Annotated in this window: 14 protein-coding genes and 1 riboswitch; of the genes, 6 read left to right on the forward strand and 8 right to left on the reverse strand. The window is 66.5% G+C overall.

What is annotated here, in order from left to right; translation table 11 throughout:
- Positions 1-106 precede the first annotated feature (106 nt).
- Positions 107-322, forward strand: a complete 216-nt coding sequence (locus tag DKK67_RS13485; protein WP_111497020.1) for a PA3496 family putative envelope integrity protein — start codon at positions 107-109, stop codon at positions 320-322.
- Positions 323-368: 46 nt separating this feature from the next.
- Here DKK67_RS13485 and thiI read toward each other — a convergent pair whose 3' ends face one another.
- Positions 369-1,817 carry a tRNA uracil 4-sulfurtransferase ThiI gene (gene thiI, locus DKK67_RS13490; RefSeq protein ID WP_111497021.1) on the reverse strand — a complete coding sequence of 483 codons (1,449 nt, stop codon included), beginning with the start codon at positions 1,815-1,817 and terminating at the stop codon, positions 369-371.
- A gap of 201 nt (positions 1,818-2,018) precedes the next feature.
- Between thiI and ppnN the strand changes: the two genes are divergently transcribed.
- A complete protein-coding gene (ppnN, locus tag DKK67_RS13495; RefSeq protein WP_111497022.1) occupies positions 2,019-3,392 on the forward strand; it encodes a nucleotide 5'-monophosphate nucleosidase PpnN in 1,374 nt (457 codons plus the stop codon).
- Between the two features lie 157 nt (positions 3,393-3,549).
- Here the strand turns inward: ppnN and DKK67_RS13500 are convergent, their stop codons facing one another.
- Positions 3,550-3,876, reverse strand: a complete 327-nt coding sequence (locus tag DKK67_RS13500) for a c-type cytochrome (RefSeq protein WP_111497023.1) — start codon at positions 3,874-3,876, stop codon at positions 3,550-3,552.
- A gap of 347 nt (positions 3,877-4,223) precedes the next feature.
- Here DKK67_RS13500 and DKK67_RS13505 point away from each other — a divergent pair, with 347 nt between their 5' ends.
- Positions 4,224-5,330: an enoyl-CoA hydratase/isomerase family protein gene (locus DKK67_RS13505; RefSeq protein WP_111497024.1), complete on the forward strand. Its 1,107-nt coding sequence runs from the start codon at positions 4,224-4,226 to the stop codon at positions 5,328-5,330.
- Positions 5,331-5,337: 7 nt separating this feature from the next.
- On the opposite strand, the gene DKK67_RS13510 is transcribed toward DKK67_RS13505, so the two are convergent.
- The gene (locus DKK67_RS13510) at positions 5,338-7,488 is read right to left on the reverse strand and encodes a tRNA(Met) cytidine acetyltransferase TmcA (protein ID WP_228160634.1); all 2,151 of its coding nucleotides are present in this window, start codon (positions 7,486-7,488) and stop codon (positions 5,338-5,340) included.
- Between the two features lie 4 nt (positions 7,489-7,492).
- Positions 7,493-7,876 (reverse strand): DUF2237 family protein, encoded by a 384-nt coding sequence (locus tag DKK67_RS13515; RefSeq protein ID WP_111497025.1) that lies wholly within the window; start codon positions 7,874-7,876, stop codon positions 7,493-7,495.
- 54 nt (positions 7,877-7,930) lie between these two features.
- On the opposite strand from DKK67_RS13515, the gene DKK67_RS13520 reads away from it, so the two are divergent.
- The 3 genes from DKK67_RS13520 to DKK67_RS13530 all read left to right on the forward strand — a co-directional run bounded on the left by DKK67_RS13520 (position 7,931) and on the right by DKK67_RS13530 (position 12,183).
- Positions 7,931-10,240, forward strand: coding sequence for an ATP-dependent helicase (locus tag DKK67_RS13520; protein ID WP_407657839.1), 2,310 nt, complete (start codon positions 7,931-7,933; stop codon positions 10,238-10,240).
- A gap of 205 nt (positions 10,241-10,445) precedes the next feature.
- Positions 10,446-11,633, forward strand: a complete 1,188-nt coding sequence (locus DKK67_RS13525) for an OmpA family protein (RefSeq protein WP_111497027.1) — start codon at positions 10,446-10,448, stop codon at positions 11,631-11,633.
- Positions 11,634-11,697: 64 nt separating this feature from the next.
- Positions 11,698-12,183, forward strand: coding sequence for a DUF4124 domain-containing protein (locus DKK67_RS13530; protein WP_111497028.1), 486 nt, complete (start codon positions 11,698-11,700; stop codon positions 12,181-12,183).
- Here DKK67_RS13530 and DKK67_RS13535 read toward each other — a convergent pair.
- The 4 genes from DKK67_RS13535 to DKK67_RS13550 are packed head-to-tail and all read right to left on the reverse strand — an operon-like array spanning position 12,168 to position 16,204.
- Positions 12,168-13,412, reverse strand: coding sequence for a methyltransferase (locus DKK67_RS13535; protein WP_228160635.1), 1,245 nt, complete (start codon positions 13,410-13,412; stop codon positions 12,168-12,170). The genes DKK67_RS13530 and DKK67_RS13535 overlap by 16 nt on opposite strands.
- On the reverse strand, positions 13,409-13,696 hold the full coding sequence (locus tag DKK67_RS13540) for a SelT/SelW/SelH family protein (RefSeq protein WP_111497263.1): 288 nt from the start codon (positions 13,694-13,696) through the stop codon (positions 13,409-13,411). The genes DKK67_RS13535 and DKK67_RS13540 overlap by 4 nt, the downstream gene beginning before the upstream one ends.
- 35 nt (positions 13,697-13,731) lie before the next feature.
- Positions 13,732-15,648, reverse strand: coding sequence for a putative bifunctional diguanylate cyclase/phosphodiesterase (locus tag DKK67_RS13545; protein ID WP_162628838.1), 1,917 nt, complete (start codon positions 15,646-15,648; stop codon positions 13,732-13,734).
- Positions 15,641-16,204, reverse strand: a complete 564-nt coding sequence (locus DKK67_RS13550; RefSeq protein WP_162628839.1) for a heme NO-binding domain-containing protein — start codon at positions 16,202-16,204, stop codon at positions 15,641-15,643. The genes DKK67_RS13545 and DKK67_RS13550 overlap by 8 nt, the downstream gene beginning before the upstream one ends.
- A gap of 185 nt (positions 16,205-16,389) precedes the next feature.
- Positions 16,390-16,603, forward strand: a riboswitch (cobalamin riboswitch).
- Positions 16,604-16,693 lie beyond the last annotated feature (90 nt).

The raw sequence follows: 16,693 nt of genomic DNA on the forward strand, positions 1-16,693 counted from the left end.
CCAGATCCGGTCACTGTCCTGTCACAGAGTGGGAGTACGCTTTTGCTGACCGGATGAGGGATCCGGGACGCAATCGGGTTGGATTTTCCTAGGGAGGATGTGACACGTGCGATCTTCAACAGCAAACACCGCCAACCAGCAACCGGTCGAATCCGTTCAGGCCGAAATTCTCTCCATTTTCGATCACCTGCAGCGCGATGAGCAGCGCGACCGCGAGAAAGCGGCCGCCAAGCGCCGTCTGGCCGCGCGCCGTGCGATCGAGCAGCACTTCGAGCGCAAGGCACTGGAAGATTCCATCCGCGACGGCTGGCTGGACGACTAACTGGGCCTGACGGCGGACGCCTCCGGGGCGCCCCGCCGTCCCCGGATCAGGCCGGGGCGTAGACGAGGATGTTGTCGCGACCGGTGGCCTTGAGATGGCCCGCGTGCATGCGGCTCATGGTCCCCTTGTCGCAGTAGAGGAGGTAACGCTGGTTGTCAGCCAGTTCCTCGACCCGCTGGTTCAGCTCGTAGAACGGAATGTGCAGGATTTCGTTGTTGGTCAGGTGCAGCGGCGAGCGCTCTTCCTCGTTGGGATGACGCACGTCGATCACCACATCACCGACCGCCGGCGTCTGCACCAGCTCCACGTCTTCCGGGGTGCTGACCGTATCCAGGATCTTCTGGATCGGCGTTTCCACCCGATCCTCGATGGCCTGCTCGATCACCGCCATGTCCATCTTGGCTTCTTCCGCCTCAACCCGGTGCAGCTTGGCGCGGGTCACCGGCTTCTGGGAAATCACGCCACAGTACTCCGGCATGTTGCGGGCGTAGCTCTCGGTGCCGATTTCGTCCGCCAGGCGGATGATGTCCACCTTATCCATGGTGATCAGCGGCCGCAGCACCACTTCCTCGCTGGCCCGATCCACCACGTTCAGGTTGGCCAGCGTCTGGCTGGACACCTGTGCCACCGCATCGCCGGTCACGATCGCCTTGCCCAGACCGGTGGCGGAAATCCGCGAGGCCACCTTCAGCATCATGCGTTTTAGGACGACGCCCATGTGACGGTGGTCCACGGAACGCATGATCTCACCGACCACGCCCTCGAACGGCACGGAAATGAACTTCACCGAGTGGGAGGCGCCGTAACGCGACCACAGATAGTGTGCCACCTGCTTCACGCCCACCTCGTGGGCATCCCCACCCAGGTTGAAGAACAGGAAGTGGGTACGCAGACCGCGGCGCATGGTGAGGTAGGTGGCCACCGAGGAATCGTAGCCGCCGGACAGCAGGCTCACGGCCGTCTCCACGCTGCCCAGCGGATAGCCGCCCAGGCCTTCGAAACGACGCTCGACGATGTGGAAGCGGTCGTGGATGACCTCCACGCGCACCTGTTCGTCCGGGTTCTTGAGATCGACCCGCGCCGCGCCGGACTCGGCCAACAGCACGGCGCCTACCTGACGCTCCACGTCGGAAGAGGTAAACGGATGCTCGCCCGTGCGCCGCGCACGCACCGCAAAGGACTTGCCGTCCAGAGCCTGGCCCCAGATCGCCAGCGTGCGTTCGGCCACCTCGTCCAGGGTGGTCAGCGGGTAGTCGCGCACCTCGAGAAAGTTGCTGATGCCGGGCACACAGCGCAGCAGGTCCACCAGGGGGGCGCTGTCGGCATCGTCGGGAACCCGCACATCGAGGCGATCCCAGTTGCCCTCCACCTTGATGCGCTCATCGGCGCGGCGAAGAATCTTGCTGACGTTCTGGCGGAGCTGGCGGATCTGCTGGCGGCGGACGGGCTTGCTCTTGATGGCCACTTCCGCACTGGGTCGAATCAGGAAATTCATGCTGAAAAGTTCGGTCGCTTGGTGAAAAAAGCAGCAGTTTACCGATTTGCCCCGACAAAGAAAAATAGGGAACCGCCGAAGCCGCCGCCTGACTCGTGCAGGGACACTGATCACCCGGCCGCAAAACCGTTACACTCAGGGTAAGACCGGTGGCCCATCGGCCGGACGGTCGCTCCCCAGTCACCAAATGGACGACATTACATGGCGCAGGAAACCATCAATGCCCTGGTCTCACCCGAGGGCAGCCTGGAGATCCTTTCCAGTCACGAAGTGAACCGCCTCAAGGATAAAAGCGAGGGCGGGCTGTATCGCCTGTTTCGCCAGTGTGCGCTGGCCGTCATGAACATCGGCACCGACACCGACGACTGCAAGAACCTGATGGAGCAGCACGCGGATTTCGACATCCGTCTGGTGCCCCAACCCCGTGGCCTTAAACTGGAGCTGATCAACGCCCCGGCCCAGGCGTTTGTCGACGGCGAAATGCTGCGCGGCATCCGCGAGCACCTGTTCTCGGTGTTACGCGATATCATCTACGCCCACTCCATCGTCAGTAACTACCCCGGCCTCAAACGCGACGACCCCGACACGGTCACCAACCTGATCTTCCACGTGCTGCGCAATGCGCGAGTGATGCACGCCGGCCGCCAGCCAGACCTGGTGGTGTGCTGGGGCGGCCACTCCATCGGGCGCGAGGAATACGTCTACAGCAAGGAGGTGGGCCACGAACTGGGCCTGCGCGGGCTGAGCATCTGCACCGGCTGCGGGCCGGGCGCCATGAAGGGCCCGATGAAAGGCGCGACCATTGGCCACGCCAAACAGCGGGTCAAGTCCGGGCGCTACATCGGCATCACCGAACCGGGCATCATCGGCGCGGAACCGCCCAACCCGATCGTCAACGAACTGGTGATCATGCCGGACATCGAGAAGCGCCTGGAAGCCTTCGTCCGCGTCGGACACGGCATCATCGTGTTCCCCGGCGGCGTGGGCACAGCCGAGGAGATCCTCTATCTGCTGGGCATCCTGCTGCACCCGGACAACCGCGACCTGCCCTTCCCGCTGGTGTTCACCGGCCTGCCGGAGAACGCGGAGTACTTCGAGATGATCGACCGCTTCATCCGCAACGCCCTGGGCGAGGAAGCCGCGGCGCGCTACCAGATCATCATCGACGATCCGGAAAAGGTGGCCCAGGCCATGAAACAGGGCATGCACGAAGTGCAGTCGTTCCGGCGCACCAACCAGGACGCGTACTACTTCAACTGGATGCTCAAGATCGACCCGGTGTTCCAGGCGCCGTTCGAGCCCACCCACGAGAGCATGCGATCGCTGGAACTGCACCGCAACCAGCCGGCGCACCTGATCGCCGCCAACCTGCGCAAGGCCTTCAGCGGCATCGTCGCCGGCAACGTCAAGGAACAGGGGGTGCGTCAGGTGGAAGAGCACGGCCCGTTCGAAATCGCCGGCGACCCGGAGCTGCTGCAACCGCTGGAAGAGCTGCTGACGGCGTTCGTGCAGCAAAACCGGATGAAGCTGCCGGGGGCGGCGTACAAGCCGAGCTACCGGATTGTGAATCCGTAATCGGGCAAACCAGTGCTTTACGGCGGCCGCCCGGAGGCCGAATGGAAGCGGATGGAGGCCGTCCATTCGCTTCGCGCCGGAACGGGTCGTCCTGTCAGGCGAAAACACCAACATGTCTGCCCGTCCCGTGACGGGAGACATGCCTGGATACCGGCGCTTACTCCTTGGCCGCCGGCAGGTTGGCGTAGTAAGCCGCCAGGTTGGCGATGTCCTGATCGTTCAGGGCCGCCGCCTGGGCCTGCATCACCGCCGCCTGGCCGCCCTGGCGCTGGCCGGCCTTGTACGCTTTCATGGCCGTGACCAGATACTGCTCGTTCTGGCCCGCCAGGTTGGGATAGGTGGGAATCTGGGCGTGCCCGTCCTGACCGTGACAGGCGGCGCACACCGCCGCTTTCTGTTTACCCGCCTCGGCGTCACCCGCCGCCTGGGCGGCCACCGGAAGCACCGATACGGCAAGCATCGGTAACGTGTACATCCACTTCATAAAAAGCCCTCAATCTGGTCTCTCTGGGTGATCCCTGGTGCCCATGCAATCGATTTGCGGCATCCAGCGACCCCGTGATTCTTCTGTTGGAATCGTCGTTGTTGGCACAAAGCTTATACCACAGGGCAGAAGTCCCGATAAATCCGCCACTTGATGTGGGCTTTTGGTCGTAGAGCGAATTCGACCTTGGTCGCATTCATCGCCACCGGGCCGGAGTGACATCGTGAGGGCAAGCTGGCCCCCTGTACGCCGCCCCGCAACCGGGTATGCTGTAGGGCTGGCCGCACCGGAACGAACCGGCCGGATGACACCGCCCAGGCGCACTGTTTCAGGAGTACCGTCTATTCATGTCCATTCGCACTGAAGTCCGCCCCTGCACCGAAGGCCAGATCGGCCTGATCACCCTGGACGCTCCGCGCAGCCTCAACGCGCTGTCGGAGCCCATGATCCGCCAGATGCAGGCCACCCTGGACCAGTGGGCGCAGGATCCCTCCGTGTGCCTGGTGCTTATCTCCGGTGAAGGCGACAAAGGCTTCTGCGCCGGCGGCGATATCCGCCAACTGCACCAGGCCATCGATGCCGGGCAGGGCGACAGCCACGCGATCCAGTATTTCGCCGCCGAGTACCGGCTGGATTACACCCTGCACCGCTATCCCAAACCGCTGGTGTGCTGGGCCCACGGCCTGACCCTGGGTGGCGGCCTGGGCCTGCTGGCCGGCAGCCGCTACCGACTGGTCTCGCCCTCGGCGCAGCTGGCGATGCCGGAAATCAGCATCGGCCTGTTCCCGGACGTGGGCGCCGGCTATTTCCTCAATCGCCTGCCGGAAGGCATCGGCCTGTTCCTGGGCCTGACCGGCGCGCGCCTGAACCAGAGCGACGCCCTGCGCATCGGCCTGGCCGACCTGGCGGTGGCGGATGAGAAACCCGATGCCCTGATCCAGCGCATCGTCGACACCCGCTGGACCGGCGACCGCGCCGCCGACGACAACCGCCTGTATCGCCTGCTCAACCGGTTCGCCGTGGAGCAGGCCCCCACCCTGCCGGACAGCCACCTGGCCGACCACGAACAGCGCATCGCCCAGCTGTGCCGTGGCGAATCACTGCCGGAAGTGGTGCACAAGCTGACTGGGGAGGACGCCGAAGACGACTGGTGGCAAACGGCCATCGCCAACCTGGAGAAGGGCTGCCCCACCACCGCCTGGCTGGTGTGGGAGCAACTGCGCCGGGCCCGGCAGCTTTCGCTGAAGGAAATCTTCCGCATGGAGCTGGTGATGGCGGTGCGCTGCTGCGCTGAAGGCGACCTGCGCGAAGGCATCCGCGCGCGGGTGATCGACAAGGACCAGAACCCGCAGTGGCAGTTCGGCCGCGTCGATGCGGTGCCGGTCGAGCACGTGGAGCGTCACTTCACCGCGCCCTGGCTGCCGGCGGACGATCCCCTGGGGGATCTCCACTGAACGCCAGCTATCCCGCCGGCGTATCGACCTGATCCAGCAGCTGGCGGGCCAGACGCCGCAGCGTCTGTTCGCCGTCACGCCGCCCCTGACACAACCCGGCGGCCTGCAGATCGGCCCAGCCCCAACCCTGCAGGATCGCGCGGCACCAGAGCGCGCCGTCGTCGTGATCCAGCAGCGTGCGGACCACGCCCGGCTGTCCGGTCAGCCGCTGCAGCGGCAGGCGCGACAGCTCGAACAGCCGATAACCGTCGGCAAACGCCGCCAACTCCACGTGATCCATGGCCCCGAGGGCGTCGGTGTGCAGCCAGGAGCCACTCAATGACAGCGCCAGCGTCGCCTCCAGTTCCGTAAACTCCCGCGCCAGCAGCAGCGGCCAGTGCTCCGAGAACCGCTGTTGCAGCGTCTGTTGCAGCACCGCCCCTTCCTGGGTCAGCGCCAGACTCATCTGCAGGGTGTGTTCGCCACTGCTGGCGGACCGGTGCAGCCCCAGGCGCAACGGGTGCATGCCCGCCCGGCGCCAGAAGCCCAGCAGCGGACCGGTCACGCCGAAGCTGGTGCCCAGCAGATCGGAGCCTTCCCGCTGGGCGTTCTGGGTAGCGGCGCTCAGCAACCGGCGCCCGATGCCCCGGCGGCGCAGTTCCGGCACCACCGCAATCCGCACCACCCGGTCGATCTGCAGGCTGGCCACCGCCGCGATGCCACCGTGGCTGGCCAGGGACTGCGCCAGCAGATGCCCGCGAATCCGGCGCTCGCCGCGCATGACCCGGCGCGCCAGTTCCGGCGGCAACCCACCCTCGCGACTGGCCCAGAGCACGCCGACGACCGGTCCGTCGTCTCCGCCTTCGCGCGCCAGCCAGCTGCGCGCGCCGGTATCGTCCAGCCACTGGCGCAGGTCCGCCGGCGTGGTGCGGTAGTGGGCATCGGTGAGCAACCCGAAGGCCTGGGCCAGGGTGACGGCGTCCGCCTCCGACGGCTGCCAGGGATAGATGCCCACCTCCGCGTCCGCCGGCGTTGCCGCGACGCTGTCGGCATCCAGCAGGAACAGGTCGTTGACCAGGGCTTCGAACGGATCGCCCTCGGCCCAGCGGATCGGCTGGTTCAACCGACACGGGCGCCACTGGGGCGTGTGCCGGTCCAGCGCCGCCCGGAAGCGCACGTCAAACCCGCGCCCGGTGCCTTCATAGCCGTGAACGGTGGTGGCAAACACCACCCGGGGCCAGCCGGTGAGAATGGCTTCCAGCATCGGCGCGGGCAGCCCAGCCGCCTCGTCCACCAGCACCAGGCCCGCTTCGGGCCGTTCCCGCAGCAGCACGTCCGGCGGCACGAAGCGCAGCTCGCGCTCGCCGTCGCTCAGCGCCAGGCCGCTGCGTTCGGCCTCCGGCCAGCTTTCGGCCGCCGCTGTCATCAGCGTCTCCACCGCCTCGGCCTGGGGCGCGGTCACCAGCACCCGTTGCCACTTGTCCTGCAGCAGACGGGCGGCGGCGCGCCCCAGCGCGGTGGATTTGCCCCGGCCCCGATCGGCCCGCACCACCAGCGGGCGGCGTCGGCGGCCGCGGCCGGTCTGGTCGATGGCATCGATGGCGGCGATCTGATCGGCGCTGTCGGCCAGGGCAAACGCCTCACGCCGGGGACGCACCGACAGCGACCCCCACTGACCATCGGCGTCGAGCCGGACCACGGCGGGATGGTTTGCCAGCGTCTGCGCAAGGCGGGCCAGGAACGGGTGATCGCCGGGACGATCCAGACCGGTGCGGGCGTAATCCGGATCGGCGAACTGTGGCCAGTCGGCGCGGGGCGGCATCAGCCAGATGAACAGGGCACCGGCGCCGAGGGTGCCCATCAGGGCCGCCAGGCTGTCCGGCGGGTTGCCGTGCCAGCCGTCCCAGATCACCAGATCCAGCTCCCGGCCCAGCCAACGGCTGGCCTTGAGGGCACCGGTCACGGGCAAGACGTCGTCCGCGGCAGCGGCCGGATCACCCACCCACAGACGGCGGCTGGCCGGCAGGTGACCGCACAGATGACGCGCGTAGGCCCGGGCAGTGTCCGGATCGGATTCGATCAGCAGCAACCGGCGCTCACCGGCGTGACGCAGCAGGCCGCACCAGCGCTGGATATCGTCCGGCTGCGGCCAGCCGGTGGGCAGAGACGGCGTGGCCACTCGCTCAGCTCAGATCGACCGCGTGACGCTTCAGGGCGTCGAGGTCGCAATGCGCCAGGGCGGCCTGGTGTGTGGCACGCAGTCGCACCCGGGGCGCCTGCCCGGCGTTGAACGCCTCCTGCCAGCGACCGGCGCACAGGCACCAGGGATCGCCCGCGCGCAGGCCCGGGAAGCCGAACTCCGGACGCGGTGTGGACAGGTCGTTGCCGCGCGCCCGGGAGAACTCGAGAAAATCGTCGGTGACCACGGCGCACACGGCATGAACCCCGAAATCGTCCGGGCCGACGTTGCAGCAGCCATCGCGATAGAAACCGGTCTTGGGATCGTAGCCGCAAGCCTCCAGGGGTTCGCCCAGTACGTTGCGTGCGTCGTTTTGTGCTTGCTCCATGATCGTGCCTCCTGACCGAGCGTTTTTGCGGAATCCGGGGGGAATCCATTATGGATGAGCGCCCGGGACCATGCCAGAATAGCGCCCATGCCAACAGCCCTCCCCCCGCACCTGACCGACGAACAGCACGCCATCATCACCGCCGGCTACGAGCACGCCCTGATTACGGCGGTGGCCGGCAGTGGCAAGACCACCACCCTGGCCTGGCGCATCCGCTACCTGCTGGAACAGGGCCACGATCCCAATCGCATACTGGTGCTGATGTTCAACCGCAGCGCGCGGGACGACTTCCAGAAGAAGCTGCAGTCAGTGGCTAAGGACACCGGCCTGGGGCTGCCGGAAATCCGCACGTACCACGCCATGGGCTTCCGCCTGTACAAGCGTTTCGTGCGCGAGGGTTACCTGCCGGATTTCGTCGACAACATCCTCAGCGAGCAGGAGATCCAGTTCCAGGTCTGGCTGCTGACCCGCCAGCTGGCGCCGGAATCGCTGCAGGACGAGATCAAGCGCAACAAGAAAGACTACGTGGAAACCGCCGCCGGCTTCATCGACCGGGTCAAGACCACCCTGTCGCCGGTGGAGATCGTCTTCGAGCAGCTCGACTACAGCCCCAAGCACCGTTACCTGATCGACCTGTTCCACGGCTTCGAGCAATGGCGCAAGCGCAATGCCCGAATCAGTTACGCCGACATGCTCTACGAGCCGGTGATGGCGATCCACCAGAACCCGCCGCTGCAACGCCTGGTGGCCAACAAGATGGACCTGGTGATGGTGGACGAGTACCAGGACACCAACGAGATCCAGCACCTGCTGCTGCGCTACATCGCCGGCGACCGCGCCCGGGTGACGGTGGTGGGCGATCCGGACCAGACCATCTACGAGTTCCGCGGCGCCCAGCCGGAGTTCATCCTCAACCGCTTCAGCGAGGAATTCGAGAGCCCCATCGAGCAGACCCTGAGCTACACCTTCCGCTACGGCCATCGGGTCGCGCTGTTGGCCAACCACCTGATCAGCCACAACAGCGGGCGTAAGAACGTGCTCTGCCACGCCCACGAGGCCACGCCGGCCACCACCATCGAGCGGCATGAGAGCAAGGACGACAGCGAGGTGATCCTGCGTCTGGTGGAAGCCCGACGCGACGCCGGAGAACCGCTGGAGGCCATCGCCATCCTGTTCCGGGTTTGGAGCCAGAGCGTGCCGATCGAGCTGCGCCTGCTGTCACGCGGCGTGCCCTACCGCATCGACAGCAACAAAGGCGCCCTGTTCACCCGCGAAGTGGAGGCGGTGACGCACCTGCTGCGGGTCTGCGGCGGCCAGTTGGCGATCCTGCCCGAAGAGAGCCGGCTGGACGTGGCGCGCGCCCTGCTGCGTTTCCCCCACGTGGGGCTCAAGGAAGCGGAGCTGCAGAACCTGGCGCAGATGCTGGCGCGCTTCGAAGGCCAATGGGGCGCCCGCCTGCTGGACCTGGATTTCGACAGCCTCGGCCCCATGCCTGCCCGCAAGCTGCGCAAACTGGGCCAGTGCCTGCAGACGCTGGACGGCTACAGCGGCCGCGCCCACACCCTGGTCAAACGCTACGCCGAGGACACCGAGCTGTTCGACGGCATCCGCAGCCTGGCCATGACCCACGAGGCCGCCGACGAGCGCATCGAAACCGTGCGCGGCTTCCAGGCCTATCTGTACGGGCTGGACTGTGGCGTGGGCGAGGCCCTGGCCCACCTGGACACGCTGCGCGATCAGGCCCGCCAGCCCGGACGCGGCGGGGTGCAACTGTCCACCATGCACCGCACCAAGGGGCTGGAGTGGCCGATGGTGATCATCCCCGGCCTGCAGGAGAAGTACCTGCCCTACACCGCGCGCCAGACCGACGACCTCAAGGGCCTGCTGGAAAGCGAACGGCGCCTGCTGTACGTGGCCCTGACCCGCACCCGCGATGCCCTCCACCTGATCACCCGGCCGGACCAGGGCACACCGCACCTGGACGGCGATCAGGGCCCCAGCCGCTTCATGCACGAACTCTGCTTCCCGATCAGCGATGCCCTGGGCTCAGCGCTGGACGACGGCGTCGGCAACGACGGGGCCATCGAGCTGGACCAGCCGCTCACCGCCATCAGCGAGCGCTACGCCGAGCGCGCCGGCGTCACCCTGGTGGGCGGCGATACAGGCGAGACCGACAGCGGTTCCGGCCCCATCTGGTGCCGCCCGCGTCTGGTTCACGCCCTTCTCGGTGCCGGCCGGGTCACCGACGAATCCGAAGGCGCCTTCGACGTCTGCTTCGACAACGGCGACACCCTGACCTTCAGCAAGAAGAGCGCGCATCTGTATTTTCGCGAACCGGATTTCCGCGAACCGAACCTTTCCTGAACGGCCGCAAAAGATTTCCATTCTGCAATAAAGTCCCGAAAAGACTGACCTTCAGGCATCCCGTTACTAAAATTGTGCGTAAACGCACAGGGACGTGGCGCATTCGCGGCGGCCTGTGTCCGCCGGACAGGGCCGCAGGCGACGTTCGGCCAACAATAATAATTCACCAGAAAAATGACTCGAATGAAACGAACAGGAGGTTCCTATGACATTTCCACAACCACTCAGCTGGCGCCCGCTGGGCATCGCGGTCCTGGCCGCCAGCGTCGCTGCGCCGGCGCTGGCGGACGAGCAGCACATCTACCTCAACCCGTTCATCGGTTACCAATACTTCGATGACAACCGGGATCTGAGCGAGTCCGACACCTACGGCGGCGGTATCGAATATCGCTTCCTGCCGCGCTGGGCGATCGAGGCGGTCTACTCCCGCGGCGACGCCGACCGCAAGTACATCTCCGGCAGCAGCGATTTCGACGACTACCGCCTGGATGGCCTGTACTACTTCGGCGATCCGGACGAAACCTGGAATCCGTATCTGGCGACCGGTGCCGGCCACACCGAATTCGAGAGCGTGGGCAGCGGCATTGCCGGGGAAACCCGCCTCAACCTGGGTGGCGGTATCCGTTACAACATCAGCGAGCTGATCTCCCTGCGCGGCGACGTGCGCGAGTTCTACAGCCTCGACGAGGAATCCTTCGACACCCTGGCCTCGGTGGGCATGAGCTTCGCCTTCGGTGTCGGGTCGTCCGAACCGGAGCCGGTGGACACCGATAACGACGGCGTCACCGACGACCGCGACCAGTGCCCGGGCACCCCCTCCGGCGTCGGTGTCGATGCCAATGGCTGCGAGCCGGACGGCGACAACGATGGCGTGCCCAACCGTCTCGATGAATGCCCGAACACCCCGGCCGGCGCCAGCGTCAACAGCCGTGGCTGCGAACTGGACAGCGACAACGACGGCGTCGTCGACAGTCGCGATCAGTGCCCCAACACCACGGCCGGCGCGGACGTGGACGAAACCGGCTGCCAAGGCGTGATGGAGGAAGTGGAAACCTTCACCCTGGAAGTGATGTTCCCCACCAACAGCGCCACCATCGACGACCGTTACGACGATCAACTTCGCCGGGTGGCGGATTTCCTGGAAGAGCATCCGGACACGGTGGTCGAGGTTGGCGGTCATACCGACAACACCGGTGCGGCCAGCTACAACCAGACCCTGTCCCAGCGCCGCGCGGAAGCGGTCGCCGACCGTCTGGTGGAAACACTGGGCGTCGATGCCGACCGGGTCAGCGCGCGTGGCTATGGCGAAGCCGAGCCCATCGCCGACAACAGCACCGCCCAGGGCCGGCGCGAGAATCGCCGCGTCGAGGCGTCGGTGCAGATGGCGCGCTAGGCGCGATACCGCCGATTCCACCTGGGAGTCGGCGGTATCGCCGCGTTCGAATTGAGAGGTATCGATGCGTACGGTTCTGGTTTTACTGCTCCTCGGTCTGGCGCCAGCCGGCGTCCAGGCGGACATCTACCGGTGCAGCGAGGGCGGGACCGTACGCTATTCCGACACGCCCTGCGGCGGCGACGCCGAAACCGTCACCATCCAGGACAACCGCATTGGCGGCGCCTTCGACAGCAACCTGCCGGAATCCCGGCCACAGCCGCAAACGTCCGAGCCCGACGAGGCCACATCTTCCGCCGAAAGGCACGACGATTCACCCTGCCGGTTCATTCCCTCCACCGACCTGCGCCGTTACATCATTCGCGAACAGGTAGTGCGTGGCATGACCCGCGAGAACGTGATCGACGCGTTCGGGCGCACCCCGGAAACCTACCCCACGCCCCAGGAAACCTGGGTCTACACGACCGACTACTACGGCCGCCTGTACGAGCTGACGTACGTTTACTTCAAGGACGGCTGTGTGGACAAAGTGGTCTACCGCAAACCCTGAGCCGGCACCCGCTCGGCATCCAGTAACAGGTTACGGGGCGTCAGCGCCCGCTCGCAGAAGGTCCCCAGCCGCACCCGGTAGCCCCGTTCTTCCAGGAACACCGCGTAGTCCAGCACCATCCACACCTCCAGCGGTCGCCGGAACAGGTGACGCAGCAGTTCATGGCGTCTGACCTGACGCTGTCGTCGCCCGCCTTCCGCCAGCCAGCGATCCCAGTCGACATCGTGCGGGAGGGGCACACCGCGCCGGTCGGCGGCCCAGCGACAGAAGGCCGCAAACCCCTCGTGGTTCAGCCGGGTCGGATGCGAGGGCACCGGCAGGTACTCCTCGACCCCGCGCAGGTGACGCTGGAGCGCATCGAACCCCAGCCGCCAGACCTGTTGCTGCACGGTCTGGCGCCGCACCCGGGCCGGCGCGGTGACCGTCTCGCGCACCGCCAGGCGCAGCATGGCGCGGGACAGCTCCGGCATCCGGCTGTGATCCGCCGCCAGCCGGGACAGCGGGGTGTAGCGCGCCTCGCCAGTGAGGTGGAAACAGCAGGGGGACACGCTGAGCCGGGGCCAGCACTGGGTGGCGGCGCCGCGGATCAACCGCCGGTGCAGGTCGCCGCAGGCGTGCAGGGCCACACCATGGTGGGCATCGGGCCAGGGCAGATCGTCGGCGAGGACGTCCTGATGTTGCAGGGTGACATGATCATGGTAGCGGCGCGCCAGGTCGTTGCCGTCGCGCACCAGCGCCGCGTCCCATTCGAACCCGCTGACCGGCCCATCCACGTGCGGCGCCAGGGTCCGTGCCAGGTGGCCTTTGCCACAGCACCAGTCAAGCACGGGATGCGCCAGCGGTTTCAGGGCACCGGCCAGGGCACCGGATTGCAGGCGTTTGCGACCAGGCATGTCGACGGCCTGGGTCTCCGGCAACGGGTCCGGCGTACCGCCCAGGAAGGGCAGGTCCAGCAGTGCCCGGCGCTCGGCCAGGGCCGGCAGCAGCGGTGCCAGGGCCTCCGTCAGCGCGGCACCGTCCGTCTCGTAAACGGCCACCGACGCCTCGTCCAGTGCCTCAAGCCACCGCGCCAAGGCCGGCTGCTCGCGCGTCCAACCCGGCTCCGGCGTAGCGAACGGTACCGGCAGCCAGAACGCATGCTGGGCGGCAAGCCAGCGATCCATCGCCAGCCAACGCTCGCGCCAATCCGTTTTCGCCGGCGGGATCTCCGGAGCCGGGGCTGGGGTCACGACGGCTCTTTCTTGCGGTCGGCATGCCCCAGCGAGCGATCCGGGGCGATGGCATCGCGCACGACCTGCTTGAGTTCGGTGATCTCGGGAAAGCGCCCCGCTTCCTTACGCGACCAGATCAGCCGGTCATCGGCGCGCACTTCGAACACACCGCCGGTCCCGGGTTTCAGGGTCAGCTCGGCGATCTCGTCCTCGAAGGTGGTCAGCAACTCCTGGGCCATCCAGGCGGAACGCAACAGCCAGCGGCATTGCGTGCAGTAGTGAATCTCGATACGACTCGACATGGCGGTCTCCAACAATCAGAAACGAAGCGACAGCGCTATTGTCCCGCGCCGTAGGCGGTCTGGCCACCCTCCGCCACCTGCAGCAGCCCCATGGCGGGCACCTGGCGAATCAGCTCGTCCACCGGCAGTGGCCGGCTGAACAGGAATCCCTGGCCCATGGTCGCACCCAGCCCCATCACGCAGCTGAGCATGCGCTCGGTCTCGATGCCTTCCACCACCACCTTCAGGTGCAGCCGCTCGCACAGGGCGATGACCATCTCCAGGATGGCGCGTTTCTCGGCGTCGCGGTCCAGGCCGGACACTAGGGAGCGGTCGATCTTGAGGTAGTCCAGCGGCAGCTGGCGCAGGTAGCCCAGCGAGGAATAGCCGGCACCGAAATCGTCCAGCGCCACCGCGATACCGCCCTCTCGCAATTGATCCATCAACCGCACCGCCAGCCGCGAGTCGGCCATGACGGCGGTTTCGGTGATTTCCACCTTGAGCCGGCTGGGACTGACGCCGGCGTCGGCCAGGCGTCGGAGCAGGTTGTCGGCCAGGTGCGGGTCGTGCAGCTGCACGGCGGACAGATTGATTCCGAGGTTGAAGTGTTCGCCGTAGGCCTGGAGCAGACGCGGGTCGGTGAACAGCGGGATGAGTTTGTCCTGCAGCTGCTCGCTCAGCTCGCGGATCAGGCCGGTTTCTTCCGCCACGCCAATGAACTGCCCTGGCCCGATCAGACCGCGTTCCGGGTGGCGTATCCGGGCCAGGGCCTCGAAGCCGGTGATCCGTCCGTCGTACAGGTTGACCAGCGGCTGCAGAAACGGCTCGACCCAGCCCAGCCGCAGAGCGTTGCGCAGCAGTTGCTCGGTTTCCAGGCGCTCCAGGTTCTCGCGACTCATGTCGTCCTGGTAGCGCAGGCAGTGCCCGGTGCCCTGCTGCCGGGCCTTGCGCATCAGGGTGCGCAAGGCCTGCAGCACGGCCGCGGCGGAGTCCAGATGGGTCTCGCGCACCGCCATGGTGCCGACCACCGCCGACAGCCAGACGCTGCGCTCGCCGATGGAGAAGATGCGGTCGAAACGCGCCAGTATCTGGCGGGCACGCTCTTCCAGGGACTCCCGGCGCGGTCCGCGCAGCAGGATCGCCGTGGAGCTGTCGGACAGCGTGGCGATCAGCTCGCCGTCGCGGACGCATTGCTCCAGGCGCCGGCGCAGCTCGGCCGTCAACAGTTCGTTCTCCCTGCGACTCAGCGTCTCCCGCACCAGCGCATGGTTGGGCAGGGCGATGGCCAGGATATCGATGTCCGCGCCGTCGGCCTGCCGCAGACGGTCGGCCAGTGTGGTTTCCAGGTAATGGACGTTGGCCAGGCCGGTGCCGGGGTTGATGAACTTCTGCCGGGTGATGTCCGCCTGGGTGCCGGAGATCATGCGCGCCGTACCGGTGGCCGGATCGTGGTCGCAGATCCCCCGCGCGACAACCCAGCGGTAACCGCCGCGACCGTTGGCCAGGCGGTACTCGGCCCGAAATCGGGGTATCAGGCCGTTGATGTGGTCGTGCAGTTGCTGGCGCACCCCGGACACGTCCGCCGGATGAATCATGTCGAGCCAGTGGGAGGGCGCGAACGAGGTGCCCAGATCGGTGCGACCGCACATCGCCAGCCAGCGTTGCGACACCTGCAACCGCTCTTCCTCAAGATTCCACTCCCAGACGCCGTCGTTGGCCCCTTCGATCACCAGGTTCAGGCGCCGCGTGCGCTCCGCCACGCGCTGCTCCAGATCCGACTTCACGCGTTCCAGCTCGGCGAGGTTGCGGCGCACCGACTCCAGCACGAAGTTGGACAGTACCGACAGTTTCTGGATATCCAGGTCGTCGGAAGCCGAGTGGACGTGAAAGTCGAAGCGGCCGTCCACCGCCTGGCACAACTGGTCGGCAATGGCGTTGATCTCGTCGCGCAGGCGTTTTTCGGCGTCAGTCACCGGCGGCCTCCACCTGCAGGCAGAAACGGCACGCGGCGTCGCCGCGCTTGCGGCAGCGTTCCACCACGAACTGGCCGGTTTCGCCATACTCCTGCAACAAGCGCCGGAACAGCGCTTCATAGAGCCCGCACAGGCGATTCGGGGAACCGTAGGTGACCAGCAGGCGATCGCCCTGCTCCCGCACCGAAAACTTGTCCCGCACCCGGTCGCGCTCGTCTTCGTCGCGCAGGCCGGCGGCGAGGGTGGCGTGCACGGCCGGCTGGCGCTTGAGGAAATCCCGCGCCGAACCGGACACCTGATAGAACATGGGGAACATGCGCCGGGAAATGTTGATGAAATAGTCGGCGTAGAGCGCCCAGAGGGCCTCTTCGTCCAGCTGGAAATGGCTTTGGGCCGCCCGGATCAGACGCAGGCACTGCCCGTCGTCGTAGTCGGTGTCGATCCGGAAATCCTGGCCCGGGGCCAGTTCCGCCTTGGCCCGGACCTCTGCCAGGGCCTCCGGTCCGCCTTCGCTTTCCACCAGTTCCAGTAAGACTTTCTGGATCAATCCAATCATGCCTATCGATACTCTACCGTGCCGGGGCCGGGCAACGTCGGGTGGTTCCGGCCAGGCCCCCAGTCTAGGCGAACCTCCGGACCGATGCAGGGCCACTTTATAAGGTTTTACACTCACCTTTAGCCGCCATGACGGGCCGAAGCGCGTATTCAAGAGCGTCCCGACTTGCTCCGGCCCGCCAAGCTGTTTATGCTCCATCCGTCGGTTTCCTTCGGGAAGCACGGAGCATCGCAAGACGCTCCCGACCAGGGAATTCGCCGCGGCCCCGCCGCGAAACGAAACTGCCCCCGCAACTGTAGGCGGCGAGCCACGCCCATCCGCGCCACTGGGAATCCCCGGGAAGGCCGGGCGCAGCCACGACCCGTCAGTCAGGAGACCTGCCGACACGACGTTCACCCATCCGGGCGGGGTGCCCCGGGGTTCAGGAAGGACGATTCCCATCTCAGCGATCTGCCAGCCGACCCGACGCGTTTCCATCCCCCCGATTGC

This window comes from Marinobacter bohaiensis (assembly GCF_003258515.1).
Classification (GTDB): Bacteria; Pseudomonadota; Gammaproteobacteria; order Pseudomonadales; family Oleiphilaceae; genus Marinobacter_A; species Marinobacter_A bohaiensis.

What these genes read in the sequence shown, in the direction of transcription:
- thiI (WP_111497021.1), bottom strand. Translation starts at nt 1,817, where the DNA reads ATGAATTTCCTGATTCGACCCAGTGCGGAAGTGGCCATCAAGAGCAAG.
- ppnN (WP_111497022.1), top strand. Translation starts at nt 2,019, where the DNA reads ATGGCGCAGGAAACCATCAATGCCCTGGTCTCACCCGAGGGCAGCCTG.
- DKK67_RS13500 (WP_111497023.1), bottom strand. Translation starts at nt 3,876, where the DNA reads ATGAAGTGGATGTACACGTTACCGATGCTTGCCGTATCGGTGCTTCCG.
- DKK67_RS13505 (WP_111497024.1), top strand. Translation starts at nt 4,224, where the DNA reads ATGTCCATTCGCACTGAAGTCCGCCCCTGCACCGAAGGCCAGATCGGC.
- DKK67_RS13515 (WP_111497025.1), bottom strand. Translation starts at nt 7,876, where the DNA reads ATGGAGCAAGCACAAAACGACGCACGCAACGTACTGGGCGAACCCCTG.
- DKK67_RS13520 (WP_407657839.1), top strand. Translation starts at nt 7,931, where the DNA reads ATGAGCGCCCGGGACCATGCCAGAATAGCGCCCATGCCAACAGCCCTC.
- DKK67_RS13525 (WP_111497027.1), top strand. Translation starts at nt 10,446, where the DNA reads ATGACATTTCCACAACCACTCAGCTGGCGCCCGCTGGGCATCGCGGTC.
- DKK67_RS13530 (WP_111497028.1), top strand. Translation starts at nt 11,698, where the DNA reads ATGCGTACGGTTCTGGTTTTACTGCTCCTCGGTCTGGCGCCAGCCGGC.
- DKK67_RS13540 (WP_111497263.1), bottom strand. Translation starts at nt 13,696, where the DNA reads ATGTCGAGTCGTATCGAGATTCACTACTGCACGCAATGCCGCTGGCTG.
- DKK67_RS13550 (WP_162628839.1), bottom strand. Translation starts at nt 16,204, where the DNA reads ATGATTGGATTGATCCAGAAAGTCTTACTGGAACTGGTGGAAAGCGAA.